We start from the raw sequence: 24,490 nt of genomic DNA, 5'->3' as shown, positions 1-24,490 counted from the left end.
GAGGTGATGTGCGCAAGCGGCACGCATGCAGCTTCGATGCCAGACGTGATGTCCCTGATGTCTACCTGGGTTCGGCGTCGCCCAGTTGCGACAGGATCGCCTCGCATCGCCTGCTCAGTCTTGTCTCGACCTCGGCGGGAGTCTTCCCTTCGCAGGTGATCGAGCACAACGGGTCGTGGCGCGCGAAGGGCGTGCCTGCGGCCGGCAGGTCGTGGCAGTCCGGTTGTGCCGCGAGCCAGTCCGCCAGCGCGGGCGTGACCGTTCCCCGTGCCGGAGCGAAGACGACTTCGCTGCCACGCACATTCGCCGATGGCGGGATGTCCCCGGGGTCGGGCAGACGTCCGTCGGCGCAGGCATCGACATGCGCGGCCAGCAGGCCAGCTGCGATCACATCGTGGAACAGGGCGAGGCTGGCCGTGGGCCGCGGGTTGAGTTCCAGTACCTGGATGCCGTCCGTTCCAAAAAGAAAATCGATGCCATTGAGTCCGCGCAGGCCGTAGTGGCGGGTCAGCGCGCCCACGGCGTCGGCGACCTCGGCGGCTTGCGGCGACGGGAGTGTCACCGGGCCGACGCAACCCCGATAGACGTAAGGGCGTCGCCCGAGCGGGGCGACGATCTGGCGGGCAAAGCCGACGATGACGGCAGATGCGCCGTTCGCTAGGAAGAGCGCGGACATCGCGCCGCCCGCCTCCTCGCGCTGGAAATAGGCTCCGGGGCCCGGCTCGGCGGGCGTCCGCGCCGCAGGACGGATATGCCAGCCACCGCAGGCGTGTGCGTCCTTGAACAGCCAGCCGTTCGAAGCCACAGGCGGTTCGAGTGAGATCTCGGGCGCCGGAATCCCGAGTCGTGTCAGCGTCGCGAAGAAGTCGCCCGGTGTGCGCACCTGTGCCACCGTGCGCGGCAGGTTGCCGAGCAGCGGCAGCACGTCGGCCCCGGCGGCGAGCAGCGCGGGTGCAGATTCGAAGCCGCTGCCGGCTATCCATCCGACCAGGTGCGGCAGCGTAGCGCACCGGCGCAGCGCGGCGACAAGCCTGCCCTCCTCCGGCGCCAGGCGGCCCGGCATGCCGAGCGGCATCCATGCCTGTGCCGCCGCGCGCGTGTCGACGTCGCCGAAGACGTCGATGGCGATCACGTCGAATCCCGAGGCCCGTGCCGCTTCCGCCAGCAACCTTGCCGACGTCGCAGCGATGGCGAGCGCAGGTCGTCCGGGCGCGCCGCGCGTGATGCGGGCGGGTGACTCGACCTTCGAGGGGGCTTGCCGTGGCGCGGGCATCGTGACTCCTGTGTCAAAACGAAGCACTTGAACCGTATTGCAACACGCATGACCGGCATTGCCAGTCCGTGCAAAAAATCACATCCCTTTTCGGGGCTCCGGTGGGGTTGCGGAGTTCCTCGAACCGCCCGGCGGGCAAGCATCTTACTGCTTCGTGACAGTTGGCACGTGCTTTGCATTGATCGGGGCACGCCGGATTTCCTGGTCACACCGGCCCCGCATGCGCGGCGGGTTTCGGGCTTTGAAGGTGGCGAGCGCAAAACGTCAAACAAACGAGGAGACAAAGATGAAGCAACAAGGGATTCCTGCCCGGCGCAGTCCGGCGCTGATCGCTGCACTTCTGCTCGCAATGCCGGGACTCGCACTGGCGAACGCCGACCTCGAAAGCAAGATGGCCAACCCGAAGAACTGGGCAGCGCAAGCCGGCGACATGTTCAACCAGCGCTACAGCAAGCTCAACCAGATCAACAAGGACAACGTCGGCAAGATGCAGGTCGCGTGGATGTTCTCCACCGGCGTGCTGCGGGGCCATGAAGGCTCGCCGCTCGTCATCGACGGCATGATGTACGTGCACTCGCCCTTCCCCAACAAGGTCTTCGCGATCGACCTCGATACGCAGAAGATCGTATGGAGGCACGAGCCCAAGCAGGATCCGTTCGTGATCTCGCAGATGTGCTGCGACACGGTCTATCGCGGCCTGGCCTACGCCGAAGGGAAGATCTTCCTGCAGCAGGCCGACTCGACCCTGGTTGCGCTCGATGCCAAGTCGGGCAAGGTGCTGTGGAGCGTGGTCAATGGCGATCCGAAGCTCGGCGCCGTGAATACCCAGGCGCCGCACGTGTTCGGCAACAAGGTCATCACCGGCATCTCGGGTGGCGAATGGGGCGTACGTGGCTTCCTTGCAGCCTACGACATCAACACCGGCAAGCAGGTGTGGAAGGGCTACAGCACCGGCCCCGACAACGAGATGTTGATGGACCCCGAAAAGACGATGACCTGGACGGACGGCAAGATGGCGCCGGTCGGCAAGGATTCGTCGCTGAAGACCTGGCAGGGCGACCAGTGGAAGACCGGTGGTGGCACGACCTGGGGCTGGTTCAGCTACGACAAGGCCACCAACATGGTCTATTACGGCACCGGCAACCCCTCGACCTGGAACCCGACGCAGCGTCCGGGTGACAACAAGTGGTCGATGACCATCTTCGCCCGCGACCTCGACACCGGCGTGGCGAAGTGGGTCTATCAGATGACGCCGCACGACGAGTGGGACTTCGACGGCGTGAACGAAATGATCCTTGCCGACATCGACGTCAAGGGCAAGCCCACCAAGGCGCTGGTGCACTTCGACCGTAACGGCTTCGCCTACACGCTCGACCGCGTGACCGGCGAACTGCTGGTGGCCGAAAAGTACGACCCGAAGGTGAACTGGGCCTCGCACGTCGACATGAAGACCGGTCGGCCGCAGGTGGTCGCCAAGTACTCCACGTCCAAGCACACCAACCCCGAGCACGGCCCGGACGTGAACGTGAAGGGCATCTGTCCCGCTGCGCTGGGCACCAAGGACCAGCAGCCCGCAGCCTTCGACCCGAACACCAAGCTCTTCTACGTGCCGACCAACCACGTCTGCATGGACTACGAGCCGTTCGAAGTCGATTACGTCGCCGGTCAGCCCTATGTCGGCGCCACGCTGTCGATGTATCCCGCACCGGACAGTCACGGCGGCATGGGCAACTTCATCACCTGGGATGCGAGCGCGGGCAAGATCGTGCAGTCCAAGTCCGAGAAGTTCTCGGTGTGGAGCGGCGTACTCAACACCGCGGGCGGCATCTCGTGCTACGGCACACTGGAAGGCTACCTGAAGTGCGTCGATGCCAAGGACATCACGAAGGAGCTGTTCAAGTTCAAGACCCCGTCCGGGATCATCGGCAACGTGTTCAGCTATGAGCACAAGGGCAAGCAGTATCTCGGCGTGTTCTCGGGCATCGGCGGCTGGGCCGGCATCGGCATGGCCGCCGGTCTCGAGAAGGACACCGACGGTCTGGGCGCCGTGGGTGGCTATCGCGAACTGAGCCAATACACGGAACTGGGCGGTTCGCTGACCGTCTTTGCGCTGCCCGACTGACCCGTAGGTGCGGCGGGCTCGGTGCCCGCCGCAGCGCCCGCGGGGGCGCCCTTCCCCGCTTGCATGCCGGCGGGACCCGTGCGGGCCCCGGCCGGATACCCGGAGGAATACCGTATGCGTTTCATCAATACCCTTGCCCTTGTCACCCTCGCCCTCGCCGTACCGCTGCACGCAGCGGATGCCAAGCCGGCCGACGATGGCAAGCCGCTGTACACGGTCGTCGACGGCAACAAGGTCGACCCCGATACGCTGAAGGGTTTCCGAGCCTGGCGGGCTGCCGCCTGCGATCGCTGCCACGGCGCGAACCAGGAAGGCATGGTCGGCCCGTCGCTGATCGAGAGCCTGAAGAGGCTGACAAAGGAGGAGTTCGTCACGACCGTCACCGAAGGTCGCCTCGACAAGGGCATGCAGAGCTTCAAGAACGACGCGCGGGTGATGGACAACATCGATCACCTCTACGCCTATCTCAAGGGGCGCTCCGACGGCGCGATCACCTCGGCCCGCGTCCAGGCGATCGAATGATGAGCGTCGACAAGGAGATCGCCGAATGAGGACTCTTGCACAAACTGGCGTGCCGGCATCCCGCCGCAGCCTGCGTGCCTTGCTGGTCGCGCTCGGCACCGGCGCCGCACTGCTTGGCGCTGGCGCGGTCTCGGCCAACGAAGGGGCGCCGCCGCTGAAGGAACTCAAGGTCTGTCAGGACCCCGCAAACATGCCCTTCTCCAACGACAAGGGAGAAGGTCTCGAGAACCGCATCGCCGAACTGTTCGCCGGCAGCCTCGGTGTACCGGTGAAGTATTACTCCTATCCGCAGCGCTTCGCTTTCGTGCGCAACACCTTGCGCTACAAGTTGCCCGGCGAGGACTTCCGTTGCGATGTGATGCTCGGCGTGCCGGCGGGTTTCGACCAGGTATCGGGCACAAAACCCTACTACCGCTCGACCTATGCGCTTGTGTTTCCGAAAGGCAAGGGGCTGGATGGCGTGAAGACCGGCGAGGACTTCCTGCGCCTCGATCCCGCAACGCTCAAGGCGCTGAAGATCGGCCTGTACGACAAGTCGCCGGCGTCGAAGTGGCTGGCCCGTCATGACCTGGTGGACCAGGGCGTGCCCTACGCAACGGTGGATGTCGTGGCCGAACACTATCCTGGCTGGATGATCGACAACGACCTCGTCAAGGGCAGGATCGATGTCGCGATTCTGTGGGGGCCGGTCGCAGCGTACTACGCCAGCAAGATCAAGGACATGGAGCTTGTCGTGGTGCCGCTGAAGTCGGAGCCGGGCATCAAGTTCGATTTCGAGATCGCGATGGGGGTGCGTTACGGCGAACCCGAGTGGAAGAAGCAGATCGAGACCCTGATCGACCGGCACAAGGATGACCTCGATCGGATTCTCAAGGCGTATCACGTGCCCTTGGTCGACGAGCAGCTGAATCCGATTGTCTACTGAGCCGGGGCCTGCCGCTGGCGGGCCCTTGTTGCCGATCAGCAGCGCTGAAACAAAGAGGTTCGACCCACGATGCCATTTCCCGCTTTCAGACACCTTGGCGCGCTCGCGCTGTGTGCGGCACTGGGCTTAGGCCAGGCCAGCTTCGTCCGCGCTGCGGATGCGCAGGACTACTCGGAGGCCGAACGAAGCCTGTTCATGACCAACCATCTGGCCAATGTGTCGCCGCCTTCCACCCTGAACTACCGTTTCCACAAGGGTGGAACGGCGGAAGCGGGATTCGACGACAAGGTGGCGATTCATCTGGATCGGGAGCCCAACGGCGACTGCTGCGCAGGACGCGGTGAATTCCTGAGCGCCGAGCGCCGGGTGGTGCTGCCCGAAATCGAGCACGCTGAAGGCAACCCGGTCATCCTGTATTTCCTCGAGCGCGACGTGCGCGACATGCAGCGGCTGACCAAGGGTCAGCCCAACCACTTCCGCAAGCGAATCCGTATGGCCATCTACAACGATGCCCGGGTGCGGGATGCGCAGTTCGACTATCAGGGCCGGCGTGTCGAAGGCCGTGAGATCATCATTTCTCCTTACATTTCGGACCCGAGTCGCGACCGCTTCAAGCAGTATGCGGGTAAGGAGTACGTCTTCCTGTTGTCCGACGCCGTGCCCGGCGGGGTGTTCGGCATCCGCACGCTTAGCGGACCAGCCGGATCGACCGCCGAGCCGCTGATCCTCGAGGAAATGGTCATCGACGGCGGCACCCTGCCCGCCGTTACCGCCAACCCTGCTGCAAAGGCCAGCTGATGAAACGACTTCTTTCCCTGATGGCGCTGGCCGGCATGACGCTGCCGGCCGCCGCGGCCCAGACCAACGATTTCCCGACGCTCGATCGCGTGTTGTGGGTGCACGAATGCATGCGCGAGCATCCCGACGGCGGGCATTACGAGATGGTGAGCAAGTGTTCGTGTGCGCTTGATCGTATCGCCGGACAGATGAACCACGAGCAGTACATGGCCATGAAGACCTCGAGCGACGCGCGCTCGATCGGCGGCGAGCGTGGCGGCTACATTCGCGCCAACAAGCAGGAGCAGAAGGTTGCGCGCGAATTTGGGGCAATCCAGAAGGCGGCCATGAAAGCGTGCTTCATCAAGGTCGACTAGGCATGAAGAGCCGGTAGCGAAGTCATGGGTGCGCGCGACGGAACATACCTTCGGTGCCTTGTAGCGGGTGTGTTCCTCGCGTCTGCGCTGGCGCAGGCGGCGGACAGCGATCTGCCGATGCACGAGATCGCCCCAGGCGTGTTCGTCCACGAGGGCCGACATGCCCCTTGGGGCGAAGCGGCGAACGGCGACGTCGCCAACCTGGGCTTCATCGTCGGCGAGCGCTGTGTCGCAGTCATCGACAGTGGCGGTTCGCCGGGCCTTGGCGAGGCGCTCCGGCGGGCGGTTGCGCAACGAACGGCGCGGCCCGTGTGCTACGTCATCAACACCCATGTGCATCCCGATCACGTGCTTGGCAATCGCGCCTTCGAGGCAAACGGAGCCGATCGGCCTCAGTTCGTGGGCCATGTGCGGCTCACCGCGGCGCTGACGGCACGCGCGCCCGCCTACCTTGCCGCGCTGGAGCGCGAATTCGGCGTGACGCGCGACGCTGCCCTGATCGTCTATCCGGACCTGCAGGTTGCCGACCGCCTGCAGCTCGATCTCGGCAATCGGACCATCGAGCTGCGCGCCTGGCCGACCGCGCATACGGACAACGACCTGACGGTGTTCGATACGGCCACCGCCACCCTGTTTGCGGGTGATCTGGTGTTCGCCGCTCACCTTCCGGTCGTGGACGGCAAATTGCTTGGTTGGCTGGAGGTGCTCTCCGTACTCGAAGGCCTGACGGTAGACCGTGTCGTGCCGGGTCATGGTGCCATCAGTGCGGCGTGGCCCGCGGCGGTCGCGCCGCAGCGGAAATATCTCGAGTCGCTGAGAGACCAGGTGCGGGCGGCGATCCGCGCCGGGCGCACTATCGGCGAGGCGGTGGCGTCGATTCCATCCCCCGACAACTGGCTGCTGGTCGATGAGTTCCACAGACGTAACGTCACCGCCAGCTTCGCCGAGCTCGAGTGGGAAGACTGATCAGGAGGTCACATGAACGCCCTCACCCCCTTTGGCCCGCTCCGCGCGCGCGCGACGGTGCGGTCGTTTTCGCTTGCCACGGCAGCTCTGCTGCTCGGCCTGCTCCTGCTCGCGGTGCTGCCGCGCACGGTTGTCGCCCAAGGCGCGAATGCGGAGGACCCGGAAGCGAGCCCGGTCTGGCAGCAATTGCGGGCCAGCCTGTTCCAGCAGCGGCCGATCGCGACCGGCGACGATTCCCAGATTGGCCTCGAAGCACCTGTGCGGGCGGAGGATGCGGCCATCGTGCCCATCTCGGTATCGACGCGCTTCGAGCAGACGCCCGAGCGCCACGTGCGCAAGCTGTGGCTGGTGATCGACAACAACCCGTCGCCCGTCGGTGCCGTATTTACCTTCACCCCGGACAGCGGCAAGGCCGACATCGAGACTCGCGTGCGGGTGGATGCCTATACGCACGTGCGCGCCATCGCGGAACTGAACACCGGCGAACTGATGATGAGCACCCGCTTCGTCAAGGCATCTGGCGGCTGCTCGGCGCCGCCGGGCAAGGATCAGGCTGCGGCCATGGCGACGCTGGGCAAGATGCGCTTCCGCGTGGATGGGGACGTACGCGCACGGCAGCCGGTGCTGGCGCAACTGATGATCAGCCACCCGAACAACTCGGGGCTGGTCATGGACCAGCTGACCCGCCACTTCACGCCGGCGCATTTCGTGCGCCGGATCGAGGTGAGCTACGCCGGCAAGCCCATCCTTACGGCAGAGGTGGACTTTTCGATCAGCGAGAACCCCAATTTCCGCTTCTACTTCGTGCCCGAGGGCGAAGGCGAGCTACGTGCCGAGGTTGTCGATACCAACGATCTGCGCTTTGATACCGCGGTTCGGCTGCAGCCGGGATCATGAGCGCACCGGCATGAAGCGCGGCACCGGCTACAGTCCGTAGGCGGGGTTGGCTGCACGCTTTTCCGCGAAATCGCGCAGCAGGAAACGCATGCCATGCTCCCAGGCGCGGTCGTTGTTGCCGCGGATGTCGACCGACTTGTTCAGCACCACACGATCGCTTTCGACCTCGCGCAGTTCGATGTTGATGTTGAGGATCAGGTTGCTTACCTTCTGTACCCAGCCGGCGACGACGTACTTCGTTCCCACCGCCCTGCCCATCTCGACCTGACAGGCGCCGCACCGATGCATGTGTTCCTGCTGCCGACGCAGTTCCTCCAGGCGCGTGCGCGCGTCGCCAAGCTCGACCACACGATACAGGCCGCGCTCGGCCAGCCCCTGCGCCAGCATCTCCTCCATGCGCAGGATTCGGCGACGCATGTCGGCGGCCTGGGCGGGGTCGACATGCTCCTCGATGAGGTCGAAGTCGAGCACGGCGAGCGTTGCACCCACGGGCTGGGCGCTGGCGGCGGCCGGCAAGGCCAGGGCCAGGCTGGCGAGCCAGGGAAGCAGGCGATGGATGGCGGGGCTTGGCATGGGATGAAGGCTCCGTTTCAAAGGCGGGCTGATGTGTCTGGCTTGATGCGCATGCGGCGCGGATTGGGACGTTGGCTGAGCGGAACACTGCTCGCGCTCCTCGCCACGGCCGCATCGGCGGACCCCATGCGTTCGGTCGAAGTCGCGCCCGGCAACCAGGTCCTGATCGGTAGCAGGAATGAGGCCAGCCGGCAGAACCGCGGAGAGGTCGGTAACCTAGGCTTCATCGTCGGCGACGAAGCGGTGCTCGTGGTGAATGCCGGCACCTCGTATGCCCATGGCCGGCAGTTGCTCGCTCAGGTGGCGGGAGAGGCCCCGGGCAGGCGCATGACCATGCTCGTACTGACCCAGCCGGTGCCGGAGTTCGTGCTCGGTGCTGCTGTGTTTGCCGATCTGAGGGTTCCGGTCGTGGCGCACGAGGCGGCAGCGAGGCTGCTCGCGCAGCGGTGCGAACAGTGCCTGGAGAACCTGCACGCGCTGCTCGGTGACGAGGCGATGACCGGCACGCGGGTCGTCGCGCCAGATCGATCGATCAGTGGCGACATGCTGATCGATCTCGGCCGGCGCGAGGTCGAACTGATCGTCCCGGGCTGGAACAGCGCGCCGGGCGACCTGATGGTGTTCGATCGCCGTGCCAGGGTGCTCTTTTCCGGCACAGTCGTCACCGAACGGCGCATCCCAGAAGTGCGCGATGCCCGTATCGAAGCATGGCGGGAAACGCTCGCCCGGATTGCCGCCCTGTCACCCCGCATCATCGTGCCCGGCCACGGGGCGCCGGGCGACAAACGCCTGCTGGATGCGCTCGACGGCTACCTCGTGGCGCTCGAGCGTTTCGTCGTCGGCCGGCTGAACGGCGGCGCATCGCTGCAGGAGACGATCAATGCCGCCGAAACGGATGTGGCCTTCCTGCCCTACCGTGACTGGGCTGGCTACCCTGCCATTCATCGGCGCAATGTCCATCACCGCTACCTTGAGCTCGAGGCGCGCAGTTTCCGCAACTGAGGCCGCAGCCGGTCAGCTGCGCTCGTCTCCTCAGGCAGTGGCCACGGACGCAGCGAAGCGCTCGAACTCGTCCACCGGCATGGGTTTGCCGAACAGGTAGCCCTGGTAGGCGTCGCAGCCGCAGGCCTGCAGGAAGTCGAGCTGCGCCTCCGTCTCCACGCCTTCGGCGATGATCGAGATACCGAGCACGTGACCGAGGGTCACGATGGTCCGGGCGATGGCGGCATCGCCCGCGTCCTCGCAGACGTCGCGGACGAAGGCCTTGTCGATCTTTACCTGGTCGACCGGCAGGCGCTTCAGGTAGGAGAGCGACGAGTAGCCTGTGCCGAAATCGTCCAGCGCGAACAGCAGCCCAATCTCCCTGAGCTGTTCCATGCGCTGTACGGCTTCGTCGACATGCTCCAGCACCACGCTTTCGGTCAGCTCGAGCTTCAGACGGCCCGCGGGGACGTGATGGTCGACCAGCATGGTCCGTAGTTCGCTGACGAAATCCGGTTCCGCGAACTGGCGGGCGCTGATATTGATCGCCAGCACGAGCCCGGCTAGCCTTGGCTCGCTGGCCCAGGCAGCGAGCTGCTCGCAGGTCGCCTGCAGGACGAAGCGGCCGATCGGATGGATCAGGCCGGTTTCCTCGGCCAGCGGAATGAAACGGTCGGTCGGGACGATCCGGCCGTCCTTGTCGATCCAGCGCAGCAGTGCCTCGGCACCGAGCGTAGTGCCGGTAGCGTCCACCTGTGGCTGGTACCACAGCGTCAGGCGCCGCTGTTCGATGGCTTCGCGCAACGCAGCCTCGAGTGCGAGTCGTTCGTTGATCTGGTGCTGCATCGCGGGGTCGAAGAAGCGCGCCGTATTGCGCCCGGCGGCCTTCGCCTCGTACAGGGCCACGTCCGCCTGCTTGAGCAGGGCGTCGACCGGCTGCCCCTCGCCCTGGAAGATCGTGACACCGATGCTGGACGTCGTCAGGTGGCGATAGCCGTCGAGATCGTAGGGCTCGGCGATGACCGCGCGCAGCTTCTCCGCGACCAGGGCCGCGGACGCGGCGGCGAGCGCCGGGTCGGTGCTCAGGCGCTCGAGCATCACGACGAACTCGTCGCCGCCGAGCCGCGCCACCGTGTCCTCGTGGCGCAGTGCAGCCGTGAGGCGCAGTGCAACGTCGGCCAGCAGGCGGTCGCCGACGTCGTGCCCCTTGGTGTCGTTGAGCAGCTTGAAATGGTCGATGTCGAGGAAGAACAGGGCGCAGCATTCGTGGCTGCGCTGGCTCGACACGATGGCGTGCTGGATGCGGTCTCCCAGCAGTCGCCGGTTGGGCAGGTTCGTCAGCGGGTCGAAGTAGGCGAGGCGGTAGATGCGCTCCTCGGTCTCCTTGCGCTCGGTGATGTCGCGGAACGCCGCGACGTAGTGGCTGATCATGCCGTCGGCGTCCCTGACGGCCGAGATCGTTACCCACTCCGGGTACACCTCGCCTGACTTGCGCTTGTTCCAGATCTCGCCCGACCAAACGCCCTCTTCGGCCAGGCGCTGCCACAACTGGGTGTAGAACGACGCGTCATGGCGGCCCGAGCGCAGGATCGATGGCGTGTGTCCGATCACCTCGTGTTCGGCGTAACCGGTGATCTCGCTGAAGGCGCGGTTCACACGCAGGATCACGCCCTGCGTGTCCGTGATGAACAGACCCTCGTGGCTCTGGAAGGTGGCCGCGGCAATGCGCAGCTCGGCTTCCATCTGCTTGGTGGCCGTAATGTCGGTGACGACGCCGAACCAGATCACCACACCTTCGGGATCGCGTTCGGGCAAGGCATCGACGCGCAGCCAGCGGATGCGGCCGTCCTCGCGCCGGATGCGGTAATCCACCTGCCAACGGGTCATGTTCTCGGCAGAGCGTCGCATCGAACCGAACAGGCGCTCGCTGTCCTCCTCAAGCATCAGGTCGCGGATCAGCAGCGCATCGGCCATCACCGCGTCGGCGGGCAGTCCGTAGATCGCCAGCGCGCCTTCGCTGGCGAACAGGAAGTCGCCGCCGTCGCCCGCGTGGCTGCGGTACTGGAACACCATGCCCGGCACGTTGTGCAGGATCTTGCGCAGGCGCCGGTTCGACACGATCTCGATGGCCTGGGCTTCCTGCTGTTCGATCTTGGCGAGCAGGTCGTTGAAGGCCTGGGTCAGTTGTCCGATCTCGTCGTTGTCACGCACCGGCAGCGCCAGCCGAGGCAAGGTGCCCTGCCCCATGTCGCCAAGCCTCGCGGCCGCATCCTGCAGGGGGCGCAGCTGGCCCCGCACCCAAAGCCACGCGAGCCCGCCGACGATCAGCATGATGAAGGCAGAGCTGAGCGCGATGCGCCGCTGCAGCGCGTGGATGGGGGCGAAGGCCTCGCTTGTCGGCAAGACGGCCTGCATCAGCCACCCGGTCGCAGGGATGCGACGCGAAGAGCTGAGCTCCTCCACACCACGCGAGCTCACCGCGATGCCCGAGCCGTCGAAGCCGTCGATGTAGCGGTCGTAGATCGGGTTGATGCCGCGTTCGGGGCCGGGCTTGAGGGTGCGGCGGCGGTCGGACGATGCGATGGTGACGCGCGATACCGGTGCCGTCAGCACGAAGTCCCCGGTCAGGCCGTACTTGGCCGTGCTGATCTCGTCGAGGAAATTCGGTTGTTCGAGGTTGATGACGCCGACCAAGGCACCCGGCACCGTGCCGTCGGCCTCGGTGATCGGTACAGCCATCGCCACCACGATGACGCCGGTGCTGTTTCCGCGCAGCGGCTCGGTAACGACGCTGTGGCCGCGCTGCAGAACCTCCGCCGTGTAAGCCAATGCACTGTAGTCAGTGCCGACCCGGATACGCTCCTCGGGAACGCTGGCGACGGCGATGCCGTGGGCGTCGGTGACGAACACCCCCAGGTTGAACAGCCGCAGCAGCGGCCCCTGGGCCTCCATAAGGCGTTTCTGGACGCCATTGCCGTCCTCGCCATTGCGGGTGAGCGTGCGCGACAACTCGTGCAACAGGTCGACACGCTCGCGCACCGAGCGGTCGATCTCGGCCGCGAGAAGCGACACGGTCGAGTACTGCTGTGCCGAGATCGCAGCCTCCATGTCGACGCGCAGGTCGCGACTGACAACCCAGGTCATCGCCAGCAGCGAGAACGCCACGGCGCTGAGTACGCCCAAGGTCAGGCGCGTCCTGAGTGACTTCCGCTCCATCGAGCCTGTTCCATGTTCGCTTCAAAGGGCCGCGATTATCCCACACGCCCTGACAGGGTACGTGCGGTGTTCCGCTGTCGGGAGTGAGGGAGGTCTCCCTTTGTTGCCGATTTACTGCATTGGCGTCGTGCACGGCAGGACGAAACGGCCAAAAGCACGCGGACCGCTGCCGGTTCGCGCCTCGCCGACCGCCTTCAGGGTGTCGACGTCGATGCGGCTCAGGGTGTTGTCGAACCAATTTGCCACCAGCACCGATCTGCCGTCCGGGGCGACGTCGACGCCTTCGGGGTACTCGCCGGTTTCGATCGTGGCGAGCGGTGCGAACGTGTCCAGATCGAACACCGATACAGTGCCCGCGTACTGGTTGGTGACGAAGATGCGCCGACCGGCTACGGCGACCCCATAGGGGCGTTCGCCGGCCTGCAGGCGGTGGGCCGCCCTTTCGGTCGCGACCTCGATGACGGTGGCGCTGTCGGAGGCAACGTCCGCAGTGATCAGCCAGCGCCCGTCCGGCGAGAACCCCAGCCCGAAGGGGCGTTGGCCGGTCGAGATGACCGCACGGCGTTCCAGACTGCCTGTGTCGAACAGCGACACCTGGTCACTGTCGCGGTCGGCGCTGGCGAGCAACCGACCGTCGGGTGAAACCGCCAGCCCCGAGGGCGAAAGCCCGGTCGGAATCGTCTGTCGCACTTGCAGCACGCCCGTATCGATCACGTGGATGCGGTGGCCGTGCCAGTCGGCCACGTACAGTGTGCGGCCATCGGGCGCGAGCGCAATGCCCAGCGGTCCGCCGCCCAGTTGCAGGCGTGAATCCAAGGCTGCTTGTTCGAGATCGAGGACCGACACGTAGCCCCCTTCGGGACTGCTCACGTAGGCGCGCCGGCGTATGCAGTCGACCGCCACGCCCGCAGGCTTGCCGCCGACCGTCACGGTCGCAAGCGTGCGCATCTCGTCCAGCGACACGAGGGAGACCGCATCGTCGGACTGGGTGGTCACGACGGCGATGGGGCGGTCCATCGCGTGGAGGGTGGGTGCGGCGGCGGACGGGCCGCCACACGCAAGCAGCAGCAGAGCAATCCATGTCCGCCCTTTCCGCGATGCCATCCGATGACAAACGGTGCCACTCAGGGCGGACTGAGCAGTCATGCCGCCCTCCCCTATTTCTGGCGCGTTCCGTTCACTTGGCGCCACCCTCGAACTCCGCCTTCAGTGCATCCAGTCCGCTCTGGTAAACGCCGGTGACGGCCTTGATCGCGGCATCGTCGTTCTGTTCGGGCGGCGGGTCGTTGTTGGGATAGCCGCGGTAGAAGGCGCCTTTCCACGAGACCCGGCTCTTGCCCTCGCCCACCGACTCCACCGACAGCGTCGAGGCGTAGTTATTGACCGGCAGCACCGCGGGATCGACCTTGGTGATCTTGTACGCGTAGCTCATCCCGGCGGCGTCGTGCCGACGCAGTGCCTCCTCGATCGTCGGATTGCCCTCGCCCTTCAGAACCAGCACGCGCGTGGCCTCGGCTGCGTTGCCGCCGTTGCCGCTGGAGCTGGCCACCGCCGGATGCCAGGACATGTCCTGGAAGTTACCGATGCGGGCCCAGATCCTGTCGGCCGGCGCGGCGATGTCGATGCCGAGTTCGACCTTGAGCCGCGACGGCCCGTGTGCGGATGCCGTGCCGGCCAGCGCTGTGCCCAGTACCAGCAGCAGGAATTGCCTCTTGCTTACGCCCATTGCTCCTCCGTTCTGATTGTGTGTCCTCGGGGTGTCGACCGCGCCGACGGTGGATGCGATGCAAGCGGCGTGCCATTCGGGCTGCGGACGGGGACCGAGTGTCGGGTTGGAATGGTGGGTCCGAACGGCACCTAGCCGGGCTTGCCGCCACTGCGCTTGAGCATGCCGCGCTGCGGGTCGTAGCCCCAGGCAGCAAGCGTGAAGAAGGCCGCGAGGCAGCCGGCGACGATTGCCAGCGATTGCGGCGACCACTGGCCGTAGAGCGCGAAGCGCACGGCTTCGACGGCGTGGGTGAAAGGGTTCCAGGTGGCGAGGAAATGGATCACCGTGGCGCCGGACTCCTCGAGCTTCCACAGCGGGTACAGCGCAGGCGACAGGAAGAACATCGGGAAGATCACGAAGTTCATGGTGCCGGCGAAGTTCTCCAGTTGCTTCACATGCACGGACAGCAGCAGGCCGAGCGCACCCAGCATCATCCCCGCAAGTACGAGCACCGGCAGCGCGTACAGCCAGCCCGACAGCGGTACGCCGACATCGAACAGCGCGGCGATGATCAGGAAAACGTAGGCCTGCAGCACCGACAGCAGCGTGCCGGCCAGCAGCTTGCAGAACAGCAGGTACCAGCGCGGCAGCGGCGCCGTCAGCAGCAGGCGCATCACGCCCATCTCGCGGTCGTAGACCATGGCCAGCGAGGACTGCATGCCGTTGAACAGCAGCACCATGCCGAGCAGGCCCGGAACGATGTAGGTCTGGTACGGGATGTAGGTCTCGTACGGCGGGATGATCGACACGCCGAACACGTTCTGGAAACCTGCGGCGAACACAACCAGCCACAGCAGCGGTCGCACCAGCGCAGACGCCAGCCGCCCGCCCTGGCGGACGAATTTGGCAACTTCGCGGCTGGTGACGGCCTGCAGGGCGAGCAGCGCATGGCGCAGGTTCATCGGGTGGCTCCGGCGGATTCGATGGACGGGGTATGACTGCGTATATGACGCTGCTTGCGAGTCAGGGCTTGCACTGGCTGTCGCGCTGGTCGAAGCCGAGGGTGTCCATGTTGTTGGTCTGGTGCAGGAAGCCCTGGATCGGCGCACGCTCCACGACGGCGTTGTGGGTCGCAATCAGGAGCGGTTGACGCAGCTGGCGATCCCAGGGCCGGAACCCCAGCTTGTTGCCCTTGAAGCCGTCGATGGTGATCTCCTCGCCGGCCAGGTACGCGACCTGCTGCGCAAAGGGGGCATTGTTCGTCCGCACCACGGATTCGACGACGGCCTTCACCGCGACCCACGCCGCCCAGTCCCTGCTCGAAGGGTGGCGATCGCCCTGCTTCACCATGCGGCTGGTGAGTTGCGGCGCGCCGTGGCGTTCCCAGGCCCAGTGCCAGGCTTCCGCCACAAGGCCTTCGGCGCCCACCACCGGGCGCGGCAGCACGGCGCGGTAAGGCACGGTGCGGGCGAATTCGCCATCCGAATCGGCGACGAAGATGGCGTCGTAGTCCTTGCCGGCGGTCAGCAGCGCCACGTTGCCCTGCTCGCGCTGGCGCGGATCGTTGCTCAGGACGAATTGCCGCTTGTCGACGATCTTGATGCCGAGCCGCTTGGCCGAGTTCTCGAACGCGGCCGAGATCAGCTTGTCGTCGGCCAGCGGGCCTTCGAGCAGCAGCACCGAACGCCACTTGCGCGACACCAGGTACTGCGCCATCGCGTCGGTCTGCATGGCGTGGTTCGGCAAGGTGTGGAACAGATGGGGCTGGCATTGAGCCTGGCGCAGTGCGTCGTCGGCCGCCGACACGTTGAACAGCACCATCTCGCTGCCGCGGGTGGCCTTGGCCAACTCGGCGACCACCGCAGCGGGCGCGTCGACCAGGAAGTAGCGCACGCCGCCTGCCTGCAGCCTGCTCGCCTCCGCGATCAGCGCGGCGGTGTCGGCGCCTTTGGCGCGTTCGAGCGCGAAATCCACCTTCAGCGCCTGGCCGACGAAGCGCGATTCGCGCAGGGCGACCTCGGCGCCGACGACCGGCGACCCGAGCGGCTGCGACAGCGTGCGGAAGAAGGTGCGCTTGTCGTCATAGGCGGGGTTGCGGTCGAGTTCGAGGAAACCGAAACGGACGGTCTCGGCGGCAGCCGGCAGGCTGGCGCACAGGGTGGCAGCGGCGAAGGCGCTGGCGTGGATCAGTCGGCGAAGAGACATGGTGCGGCCTCTGGGCGGGTCGTTGGGAATCCGGAGTGCATTCGCAGCCCGGTGTGGGCACGGGGTGTCCTGCACCGCACCCACCGGGGGGCGATGCAGGACAGATGCAGGTCAGTCGTCGATCACGGCCGTATGCGGCACGCGGCCGACCGGCACCGACTTGATGACCTTGTTGGTCCTGGTATCGACGATGGACACGTCGTCCGACAGGCCGTTGACCACGAACAGCAGGCTCTCGTCGCGGTTCAGCGTCGCACCCCAGGCGCGCTGGCCGACCAGCACGTAGTCCTTGACCGTACGGCTGGCGACGTCGACCACCGCGAAGTGGTTGGCACGGCCGAGTGTGACGTAGGCGGTCTTGCCGTCGCGCGTCATCGTGATGCCAACCGGTGTCACGTCGTCGGCGCGGAAGCCCTTGGGCGCGAAGGAGACGGTGCCCTTGATCTCGTCCTTTACGCCATCAAGGATGGTGACCGAGCCGCCGAGTTCGTTCGTCACCCAGACCTCGCTGCCGTCCGGCGTGGCGGCGAAGCGGCGTGGGCGGTTGCCGACGACGATGTTGGCCTTGACCTCGTTGGTGGCGGTGTCGATGACGTGCACCATGTTGGCGACCTCGGAGGTGACGTACAGCTTCTTGCCGTCGGGACTGATCATCACGCCCTCGGGTTCCTCGCCCACCTCGATCTCGGCCAGCACCTTGTTGCCGGCGATGTCGATCACCGAGACCTTGGCGTCCTCTTCGTTCGAGACGTAGAAGCGGCTGCCGTCCTTGCTGATGTCGAACATCTCGGGGTCCTCGCCGACATCCACCGAGCGCTCCACCGCCAGCTTGGCGATGTCGATGATGTCGACACGCTCGGAGTTGGAGGCGATCACGTAGAGCTTGTCGCGTGCGGCGTTGAGCTTCATGTCGCGCGGGCGCTCGCCGGTCGCGATGGTCTTGACCACCGCGTGGGACTTGCCGTCCAGCACTGTCACCGCGTTGTCGTTTTCGCTGCTGACGAAGATGTAGCCGGTGTCCTTGGCCACTGCCCCACTCATCGGCAGGGAAAACAGCATTACGGCGGAAAGTACGCCGACGATGCGTTTGACGGTGGCGGCGGGTCGTTTGTCGTTCATTGTGATTGTCTCCTCGGTGGTGGTCGGTTTTCGGCTGGCGCCGTGGTCCTACTCGGCAGTCACGGCTGCTGCATCCGTGCCGCCCGTCATCTGCAGGAAGGCTGCCGCGAGCGAGTCGGCACCGGTGGTGTCGACCAACGCCTGCGGCGATCCTTCCGCCAGAATCCTTCCTTTGTGCAGCACGATCACGCGATCGGCCGCCTCGGCTTCATCAACCAGATGCGAGGCCCACAGCACGGCGACACCGTGCGTGCGAAGGGCCAGCACCTCATCCAGCAGGTGGCGGCGCGAGGCCGGGTCCAGGCCCACGGTGGCTTCGTCCATCAGCAGCACGGCCGGGCGATGGATCAGGGCTCGCGCCAGTTCCACCTTGCGCCGATTGCCGCCGGACAGTTCGCGCACGCGATCGCGCGCACGCTCTGTCAGCCCCAGGCGTTGCAGCGCGTCGGCAATCCGGGCATGGCCCTCGCGGCGACCGAGGCCGTGCAGGCGGGCATGGAAAAGGAGGTTGGCCTCGACCGTCAGGTCGAGATCGAGCGTCATCTGCTGGAACACCACGCCGATGCGACCGAGCGCCCGCACGGGTTCGTGTCGCATGTCGTGGCCGCACACCCGCACCTGGCCGGCGTCGGCATTGAACAGCCCGGTGAGAAGCTGGAAAAGCGTGCTCTTGCCCGCGCCGTTGGGCCCCAGCAGCGCGACGAACTCGCCCGGCGCGACAGCGAGGCTGACGCCATTGAGTGCCGCGCGCGGGCCATAGGACTTGCGCACGTCCGCGACTTGCAGCAGCCAGTCGGCGCGCGGCGCTGCGTTGGCGGCGACAGCGGTCGCGGGCGGGCGTGTGGATGTTGCGTGGAGTTCAGGGCTGCTCAAGCTCGGTCTCCTCGATTGCATCGTCGGCGGCGTTGGCCAGCCCCGCCAGCAACTCGGGATGGCGTTCGAGCACCGCCTGTTGCAGCGCCTGCACAGCCGGATTGGCCGGGCTGCGTGGCCGGTCGAGCCTGACCGGCAGTTCGAGCACCACCCGCGCCGGCGCGCCCGACAGGAAGAACACCCGGTCGCCGAGCGCGAGCGCTTCGCGCAGGTCGTGGGTGACGAACAGCACCGTGGTCTGACGTTCGCGCCAGATCTCGACCAGCATGGTGCGCAGGCGGTCGGCCGTCGGCGCGTCGAGCGACACGAAAGGCTCGTCCATCAGCAGCAGTCGCGGCTCGATGACGAAGGCGCGCGCCAGTGCCACACGACGCTGCATGCCGCCGGACAAGCGCCCCGGGAAGGCGTCGAGGACGTCACCGAGCTCCATCGCCGCCAGCAGTTGGCGCGCCCGTTCCGGACCGCCGGGGTCGTCGCCCAGCACCAGCCGCACGTTGTCGAGCACGGTCAGCCAGGGCATCAGCCGGGGTTCCTGGAACATGAAGCCGACACCCCCGGCTGGCGGTTGTCCGTCGAGCGCGATGCGACCCTGGAAATCCGCATCCAGCCCGCCCACCAGGTTGAGCAGCGTGCTCTTGCCGCAGCCCGAGGGGCCGACGACGCAGGCGAACTCGCCGGGACGCACCCGCATGCGCAGGGCTTCGAGGGCCAGATGGGGCTGGCCGCCGCGATCCGGGTAGGACTTGCGCGCGATGTCGATCTCGAGCACGGTCAGCCCCTCCACCGCGTGACGCGCCGTTCCAGCGGGCGCAGCACCAGCGCCTCGACCAGCAGCACGATGGCAGCGAACACCAGCGTGTAGGCCAGGATGCCGGTGATGTCGAAGAACTGGAAGAACACGTTGAGCTGGAAGCCGATGCCGTTGCTGCGGCCGAGCAGCTCCACCACCAGCACGATCTTCCAGATCAGCGACAGGCCGGAACGTGCGGCCGCCATCAGGTAGGGCTGCAGCTGCGGCAGATAGACCCGCGTGAAGGTTCGCCAGCGCGACAGGCGGTAGGCGCTCGCTACCTGCATCAGTCGCGGATCGATCGCGCGCGCGCCCTCGCGCACCGTGACCACCACCGTCGGGATCTTGTTGATGGCGACGGCGATGATGGCGGCGGCGTCGTTGAGGCCGAACCACACGTAGCACAGGATGATGGTCACCAGCGCCGGGATGTTGAGCCCGAGCACCAGCCAGCCATCGAGGAACAGGTCGAGCCGGCGCCAGTGCCCCATGGCGATGCCGATGGCGGTGCCGATGAGCATCGCCGCGCCGAAGCTGATGACGACGCGCGACAAGGTGGTCGCCAGGTGCTCGGGCAGCGCAAGCGAAACGGTTTCGGCCACGATGCGCTCGAACACCGTGAGCGGCGGCGGCAGCGTGGAGGACTCGACGGCGAGCGCAGCCACATGCCAGACCAGCACGAAGACCAGCAGCGAGGCAAACCGGGTCAGCGCATCCCTGCGGGCAGGCGGGGATTCACTGGCGGGTGCCTGTGTGCTGGCCCTCTGGTGCGGCTGGGCTGACATGCGGGGTTCGTACTGTGCCTTGACCGTCACCGATCCGCGTGCTCCGTCCAGAATGTGCCGGCCGCCAGGCTGCGCGCATTGCCCACCAGCGCGGTGCCGCCTTCTGCGGCGAGGATGTCGAATACCTTGCGTGCGGCCTCTTCGGCCTCGCCCATCTTGGCGGCGGGAATGCCAGCGCGGTAGCCCTCGCGCAGCGCCACGAAGGTGGCGTCGTCATCGACCTTCATCGACGGGCGCAGCGCCAGCCAGGCTTCGTCCGACTCGCGCAGCAGGCGTTTCGTTTCGGCCGACGCCTGCAGGAAGCCCCGGATCGCGGCCGCATTGCTGGCGGCCCATTGCTCGCGGAACACCCAGCCCACCAGCGGCAACTCGGCCTTGACGTCGAGCGTCGCGAGAATCTCTTCCATGCTGAGCAGCGGCACCATGCCCGCGGCTTGCAGCCGGGCGGCGTAATGCCAGAAGTTGAGGCCCGCGGGCAGTTCGCCCTTGAACATCAGCTCGTTGAGCAGCGGCGGCGCGACAAAGTCGGGCTTGAGCCACTGTGCCGCATCCTCGCCCACCGTACGGCGCGCATAGGCGCGCAGCAGCAGCCAGCTCTTGTCGAGGGGGCCGCCGGCGATGCCGAGGCGTTTGCCGCGCAGATCGGCAAAGCCCCGGATGCCCGCATCGGGCCTGACCATGATGCCGCCCACTGCGAGCGAGTACGGTACGAAGGTGAAATCTCGCCCTTCGGCACGCTGGCGGGCGACCCAGATCCAGTCGTTGACGATGACATCGACCGCGCTGCCGAGCATGGCGACGTTGGCCGCATCCTTCAGCGCTAGCGGCACCACCTGCAGCCGGATGCCGGCCCGGGTGTCGAACCCCGCACGCTGCATGGCCTCGAGTTCCCAGCTGACGGTGCCGAACTGCAGCACACCGACGCGGATCGTCGGCAGCTCCGCCGCGCGCGATGACGCCGCGCTGAACGCGCAGGAAATCACCAGCATGGCCAGCCAGGCCCGAAACATCGTGCGCATGCCCCCTCCCGGATTCGTGTCGTCAGCTTCGGCGCGCGGGAAACGGCGCCAGCCATTGCCTGGACTTAGCAGTAAACGTGCCGAAAGGCGCACCGGGCGGTGATTTCAGGCAGGTCGAGGCGGATCTGAGCCCAGCGGCCGGGCCCGCGCGCCGGGACTCCTGTTTCGATTGGGAGCAGGTGTTCAATCCTGAAACAGCCCGTTGGCTGCTCCATGCTCCGCAGGACTCGCCCGCGACAGTCGAGTGCAACGGCACGAAATCTGCATAGCCGACGCTGCGACCGCTCCACGCTGCTCTTGCGGATGGGGGTCGCAACCCTCGTCACAGGACGACCCGCAACATGAGCCGAGCAGATCACACCGAGCATGTCGCAGACACCGGTTCCCCGGCGCCTCTTGCTGCAAGCGACGTGCTCGATGCCGAGCACGAGCGCTTGCTCGCGTTCTCGATGCCGGCCATGGAAAGCCTGCACCAGCAGTTGGCCAGCCCATCGCTTACCGTGCTGCTGGCGGACCGCCAGGGATTCGTCCTCGGCGTCGTCGGCCCGCTGCGGCCGGCGGCCTCTCATTCCCGGGAAACGTCCTCAACCCGTGAGGCGTCCCCAACCCGCGAAGCGTCCCGACTCGCGGCGGCCGGGTTTGGTGCGCACCCCGGCGCAGATGCGGACGATGCGGAATCGGGCACGTTCGCCGTCTTTGCGGGCAACCGGATCGTGATGGGTATCACCGCGCCCATTCTCGCGCCGCTGGGCGGCGTGCTCGGCATCCTCGATCTGTCTGCCGCACCCTTCGACAACCTGAGCCATGCGGGCGCCCTGCTGCAGACCACCGCCGGCATCATCGAACACAGGCTGATCGAGAGCGACGAACGCGGATTCCTGATGCTCCGCTTCCATACGCACCCGGGGGTACTGGGCAGCCCGCTCGAGGCCCTGGCCGTCTTCGACCGTGAAAGCCGGTTGGTGGTCGGCAACCGCGTCGCACGCAATCTGCTCGAGATCGACGAGCGGCGAGCCAGCCTGCTGTGTCCGGACTGTTTCGACGCGCCGTGGCCGGGGCTCGTCGGCCAGGCGGCACTCGCGCAGTCCGAGCCCTTCGTGTTGCGCACCTGTGGCGGCGGGCGATTCTTTGCCCGGGCCAGCCTGCGACTGAAGGCCACGGCATGAACCCTGCTTATGTCTGCAAATGAAGTCACGTATTCCTCACTCCTTGCCCGTCGAAACAATTGGAAGACGTCGCTCGCAGCGGGCTGAGTCTCCTTGCGCGAGGCTGCCGCGATGAAGTCGCTCATCCACTGGCTGACGGGCATCGCACCCGAGCGCGGTTCTCTGCCCGGCGCCCGCTCCGCCGCGAGGATCACCCTGCGAAGCCGGGTCACGCTGGTGCTCACCGCCCTGCTCGCCCTCGTCCTCGTGGTCGGCAGCACCGCCTGGGTGCGCGAGACGCGCCACGCGATCCACGAGGAGATCCAGGCTGCGAGTCGCGTCGCCGAGCAATGGCTGGTGGTGCTGATCGACGAAACCGTGCGTGACGGCGACGAGGGTCTGACACGGCTGATGTCCCACCTGGGCGCGGTCGGCCGCGTTCGGGCGAACCAGCTTGAGGTCTATGGCGCCGAGGGCGAGCTGCGCTACGTGTCGCCCGCCCCGACCTACAAGGCGGGCCGCTTCGCGCCGTCCTGGTTCGCGGAGTTGCTGACGCCTGAACTGGCCGCGCGCGACTACGCCGCCGGCGAACTTCACATCCGCATGGTGCCGGACGCGTCGCGTGCGGTACTCGATGCATGGGACAACGTGGTCGCCGGACTCGGCTGGGCCTGCGCGCTGCTCGTGCTTGGCTGGGTCATCAGCCGCGCGGCACTGGACCGTGCCCTCGCTCCGCTTGCGCAGATTCGCGATGCGCTCATTCGTGGCGCGGAAGGCAACTTCCAGACCCGGTTGCCGGCCTACCCGGTCGCGGAGGTCGACCTGCTGGCGCGCAGCTACAACCGCCTCGCCGACAGCCTCGACAGCACGCGCGCGCAGAATGCCCGCCTCGAACAGGATCAGGCTTTCTCGCGCGAACTGCACGCGCGCCTGGAGGAGGAGCGCCGCGTCATTGCGCGCGAACTGCACGACGAGCTGGGGCAGTCGATCACGGCCGTGCGCGCTATCGCCGGCGCCATCATGCAGCGCAGCGAACAGCTGCCGCCCATCCACGGCAGCGCCCAGGCCATCCTGGCGATGACCGGGCAGATGCAGGACGGCGTGCGTTCCATCCTGCAGCGCCTGCGACCCGGCAGCGCCGTGGCCGATGTCGCCATCGGCGATGCGGTGCGCGACTACTGTTCTTTATGGTCCAACCACCATCCCAGCATTCAGGTGGTGCTCGACCTCGGCACCCTGAACGCGCCCTTGTCCGAGAAGCTGGCCCTGACCGTGCTGCGCCTGCTGCAGGAGAGCCTGACCAATGTTGCCCGGCACGCAGGGGCGACCCAGGTGGAAGTGAGTCTGAAGCGCATCGGTGCGATGCTCGAGCTGCGCGTGCGCGACAATGGGCGCGGGTTCTCGGGCACTGCAGCACCTGATCGCTTTGGCGTGCTGGGAATGCGGGAGCGGGTCAGCGAACTGCACGGCGAGCTGTATTTCGAATCGCCCCCGAGCGGTGGGCTCAGCGTCTGTGCCCGCCTGCCGCATCGGGACAGCACACGGGAGACTTGAGTTGGGTTCGACGCTGGACAATCTGCGCATCCTGCTCGCCGACGATCATGCCGTCGTGCGCATGGGCTTTCGCCTGCTGCTCGAGGGTGCGGGCGCCCAGGTGGTGGGCGAAGCCGACAGCGGCGAGGCCGCGGTGTCGCGGTTCCTGGCGCTGAAGCCCGACGCACTGGTGATGGATGTGTCCATGCCGGGCATCGGCGGCATCACCGCGCTGGAGCGGCTGCGCGCGCATGCCCCGGAGGCGCGGGTGCTGATGCTTTCCGCGCATGAGGACGCCCAGATTCCGAGCCGCGCCCTGAAGGCGGGCGCGACAGGCTACCTGTCCAAGCGTGCCGAACCGCAGGAGTTCATCCGTGCGGTTGGCCAGGTGGCGCGTGGCAAGCGCTACCTCGACCCCGAGCTCGCGCCGCAACTGGCGCTGGCGCAACTCGGCGGAACGTCAGATCCGCTCGAGGCACTGACCGAGAAGGAATTCGCGGTCTTCATCCAGCTTGCTCAGGGCCGTTCGGTATCGGAAGTGGCGAGCAGCCACAACCTGAGTCCCAGCACGGTGGGCACGCACCTCTATCACATCAAGCAGAAGCTCAATGCGAGCAATGCTGCGGAATTGACGCTGATCGCGGTGCGGAGCGGGCTGATTGAAGTCTGATCCCGGGGCCAAGC

The 24,490-nt window shown here is 66.5% G+C and carries 23 protein-coding genes; 11 read left to right on the top strand and 12 right to left on the bottom strand.

Features of this window, described 5'->3' with window-relative positions:
* Positions 1 to 61: 61 nt before the first annotated feature.
* Positions 62 to 1,273 (bottom strand): ATP-grasp domain-containing protein, encoded by a 1,212-nt coding sequence (locus CGK74_RS07340; protein ID WP_094267824.1) that lies wholly within the window; start codon positions 1,271 to 1,273, stop codon positions 62 to 64.
* Positions 1,274 to 1,622: 349 nt separating this feature from the next.
* On the opposite strand from CGK74_RS07340, the gene CGK74_RS07335 reads away from it, so the two are divergent.
* The 7 genes from CGK74_RS07335 (at position 1,623) to CGK74_RS07305 (ending at position 7,859) form a co-directional block, all read left to right on the top strand.
* Complete coding sequence (locus CGK74_RS07335; protein WP_206186212.1) at positions 1,623 to 3,395, top strand: methanol/ethanol family PQQ-dependent dehydrogenase; 1,773 nt, start codon at positions 1,623 to 1,625, stop codon at positions 3,393 to 3,395.
* A gap of 114 nt (positions 3,396 to 3,509) precedes the next feature.
* Positions 3,510 to 3,917, top strand: coding sequence for a c-type cytochrome (locus CGK74_RS07330; RefSeq protein WP_094267822.1), 408 nt, complete (start codon positions 3,510 to 3,512; stop codon positions 3,915 to 3,917).
* Positions 3,918 to 3,942: 25 nt separating this feature from the next.
* Positions 3,943 to 4,842, top strand: a complete 900-nt coding sequence (locus CGK74_RS07325) for a substrate-binding domain-containing protein (RefSeq protein ID WP_094267821.1) — start codon at positions 3,943 to 3,945, stop codon at positions 4,840 to 4,842.
* Positions 4,843 to 4,911: 69 nt separating this feature from the next.
* Positions 4,912 to 5,640, top strand: coding sequence for a hypothetical protein (locus tag CGK74_RS07320; RefSeq protein ID WP_094267820.1), 729 nt, complete (start codon positions 4,912 to 4,914; stop codon positions 5,638 to 5,640).
* Complete coding sequence (locus CGK74_RS07315) at positions 5,640 to 5,996, top strand: hypothetical protein (RefSeq protein WP_240498655.1); 357 nt, start codon at positions 5,640 to 5,642, stop codon at positions 5,994 to 5,996. Before CGK74_RS07320 ends, CGK74_RS07315 begins: the two co-directional genes overlap by 1 nt.
* Before the next feature lie 69 nt (positions 5,997 to 6,065).
* Positions 6,066 to 6,962, top strand: a complete 897-nt coding sequence (locus tag CGK74_RS07310) for a quinoprotein relay system zinc metallohydrolase 2 (RefSeq protein WP_240498654.1) — start codon at positions 6,066 to 6,068, stop codon at positions 6,960 to 6,962.
* Positions 6,963 to 6,974: 12 nt separating this feature from the next.
* Positions 6,975 to 7,859, top strand: a complete 885-nt coding sequence (locus CGK74_RS07305) for a quinoprotein dehydrogenase-associated SoxYZ-like carrier (protein WP_206186206.1) — start codon at positions 6,975 to 6,977, stop codon at positions 7,857 to 7,859.
* 27 nt (positions 7,860 to 7,886) lie between these two features.
* Here CGK74_RS07305 and CGK74_RS07300 read toward each other — a convergent pair whose 3' ends face one another.
* Complete coding sequence (locus CGK74_RS07300) at positions 7,887 to 8,432, bottom strand: DUF3280 domain-containing protein (RefSeq protein WP_094267817.1); 546 nt, start codon at positions 8,430 to 8,432, stop codon at positions 7,887 to 7,889.
* Between CGK74_RS07300 and CGK74_RS07295 the strand changes: the two genes are divergently transcribed.
* Positions 8,412 to 9,434, top strand: a complete 1,023-nt coding sequence (locus tag CGK74_RS07295) for an MBL fold metallo-hydrolase (RefSeq protein WP_165770053.1) — start codon at positions 8,412 to 8,414, stop codon at positions 9,432 to 9,434. The two genes, CGK74_RS07300 and CGK74_RS07295, sit on opposite strands and share 21 nt — an antisense overlap.
* A gap of 30 nt (positions 9,435 to 9,464) precedes the next feature.
* Here the strand turns inward: CGK74_RS07295 and CGK74_RS07290 are convergent, their stop codons facing one another.
* The 10 genes from CGK74_RS07290 to CGK74_RS07245 all read right to left on the bottom strand — a co-directional run bounded on the left by CGK74_RS07290 (position 9,465) and on the right by CGK74_RS07245 (position 21,128).
* Entirely contained in the window at positions 9,465 to 12,629 is a 3,165-nt protein-coding gene (locus tag CGK74_RS07290) for a bifunctional diguanylate cyclase/phosphodiesterase (RefSeq protein WP_094267815.1), read from the bottom strand.
* A gap of 111 nt (positions 12,630 to 12,740) precedes the next feature.
* Entirely contained in the window at positions 12,741 to 13,646 is a 906-nt protein-coding gene (locus CGK74_RS07285) for a beta-propeller fold lactonase family protein (protein WP_094267814.1), read from the bottom strand.
* A gap of 160 nt (positions 13,647 to 13,806) precedes the next feature.
* Positions 13,807 to 14,355, bottom strand: coding sequence for an SRPBCC family protein (locus tag CGK74_RS07280; RefSeq protein WP_094267813.1), 549 nt, complete (start codon positions 14,353 to 14,355; stop codon positions 13,807 to 13,809).
* Positions 14,356 to 14,486: 131 nt separating this feature from the next.
* Entirely contained in the window at positions 14,487 to 15,299 is an 813-nt protein-coding gene (locus tag CGK74_RS07275; RefSeq protein WP_094267812.1) for an ABC transporter permease, read from the bottom strand.
* A gap of 61 nt (positions 15,300 to 15,360) precedes the next feature.
* Positions 15,361 to 16,542: an ABC transporter substrate-binding protein gene (locus CGK74_RS07270; RefSeq protein WP_094267811.1), complete on the bottom strand. Its 1,182-nt coding sequence runs from the start codon at positions 16,540 to 16,542 to the stop codon at positions 15,361 to 15,363.
* Between the two features lie 111 nt (positions 16,543 to 16,653).
* On the bottom strand, positions 16,654 to 17,661 hold the full coding sequence (locus tag CGK74_RS07265; RefSeq protein ID WP_094267810.1) for a PQQ-dependent catabolism-associated beta-propeller protein: 1,008 nt from the start codon (positions 17,659 to 17,661) through the stop codon (positions 16,654 to 16,656).
* Between the two features lie 48 nt (positions 17,662 to 17,709).
* Positions 17,710 to 18,450, bottom strand: coding sequence for an ABC transporter ATP-binding protein (locus CGK74_RS07260; RefSeq protein WP_094267973.1), 741 nt, complete (start codon positions 18,448 to 18,450; stop codon positions 17,710 to 17,712).
* 70 nt (positions 18,451 to 18,520) lie between these two features.
* Positions 18,521 to 19,303, bottom strand: coding sequence for an ABC transporter ATP-binding protein (locus CGK74_RS07255; protein ID WP_094267972.1), 783 nt, complete (start codon positions 19,301 to 19,303; stop codon positions 18,521 to 18,523).
* Between the two features lie 2 nt (positions 19,304 to 19,305).
* Complete coding sequence (locus tag CGK74_RS07250) at positions 19,306 to 20,109, bottom strand: ABC transporter permease (protein ID WP_240498653.1); 804 nt, start codon at positions 20,107 to 20,109, stop codon at positions 19,306 to 19,308.
* 26 nt (positions 20,110 to 20,135) lie between these two features.
* Positions 20,136 to 21,128: an ABC transporter substrate-binding protein gene (locus CGK74_RS07245; protein WP_094267808.1), complete on the bottom strand. Its 993-nt coding sequence runs from the start codon at positions 21,126 to 21,128 to the stop codon at positions 20,136 to 20,138.
* Positions 21,129 to 21,538: 410 nt separating this feature from the next.
* Here CGK74_RS07245 and CGK74_RS07240 point away from each other — a divergent pair, with 410 nt between their 5' ends.
* The 3 genes from CGK74_RS07240 to CGK74_RS07230 all read left to right on the top strand — a co-directional run bounded on the left by CGK74_RS07240 (position 21,539) and on the right by CGK74_RS07230 (position 24,476).
* Positions 21,539 to 22,294, top strand: coding sequence for a sigma-54-dependent transcriptional regulator family protein (locus tag CGK74_RS07240; RefSeq protein ID WP_094267807.1), 756 nt, complete (start codon positions 21,539 to 21,541; stop codon positions 22,292 to 22,294).
* A 111-nt stretch (positions 22,295 to 22,405) separates the two neighbouring features.
* Positions 22,406 to 23,827, top strand: coding sequence for a histidine kinase (locus CGK74_RS07235; RefSeq protein ID WP_240498652.1), 1,422 nt, complete (start codon positions 22,406 to 22,408; stop codon positions 23,825 to 23,827).
* 1 nt (position 23,828) lies between these two features.
* Positions 23,829 to 24,476: a response regulator gene (locus tag CGK74_RS07230; protein WP_094267806.1), complete on the top strand. Its 648-nt coding sequence runs from the start codon at positions 23,829 to 23,831 to the stop codon at positions 24,474 to 24,476.
* Positions 24,477 to 24,490 lie beyond the last annotated feature (14 nt).

The organism is Thauera propionica, assembly GCF_002245655.1.
In the GTDB taxonomy this organism is placed as follows: Bacteria; Pseudomonadota; Gammaproteobacteria; order Burkholderiales; family Rhodocyclaceae; genus Thauera; species Thauera propionica.
Note: the sequence above shows the minus strand (reverse complement) of the source record. Positions and strands in the feature narration are given on the sequence as shown.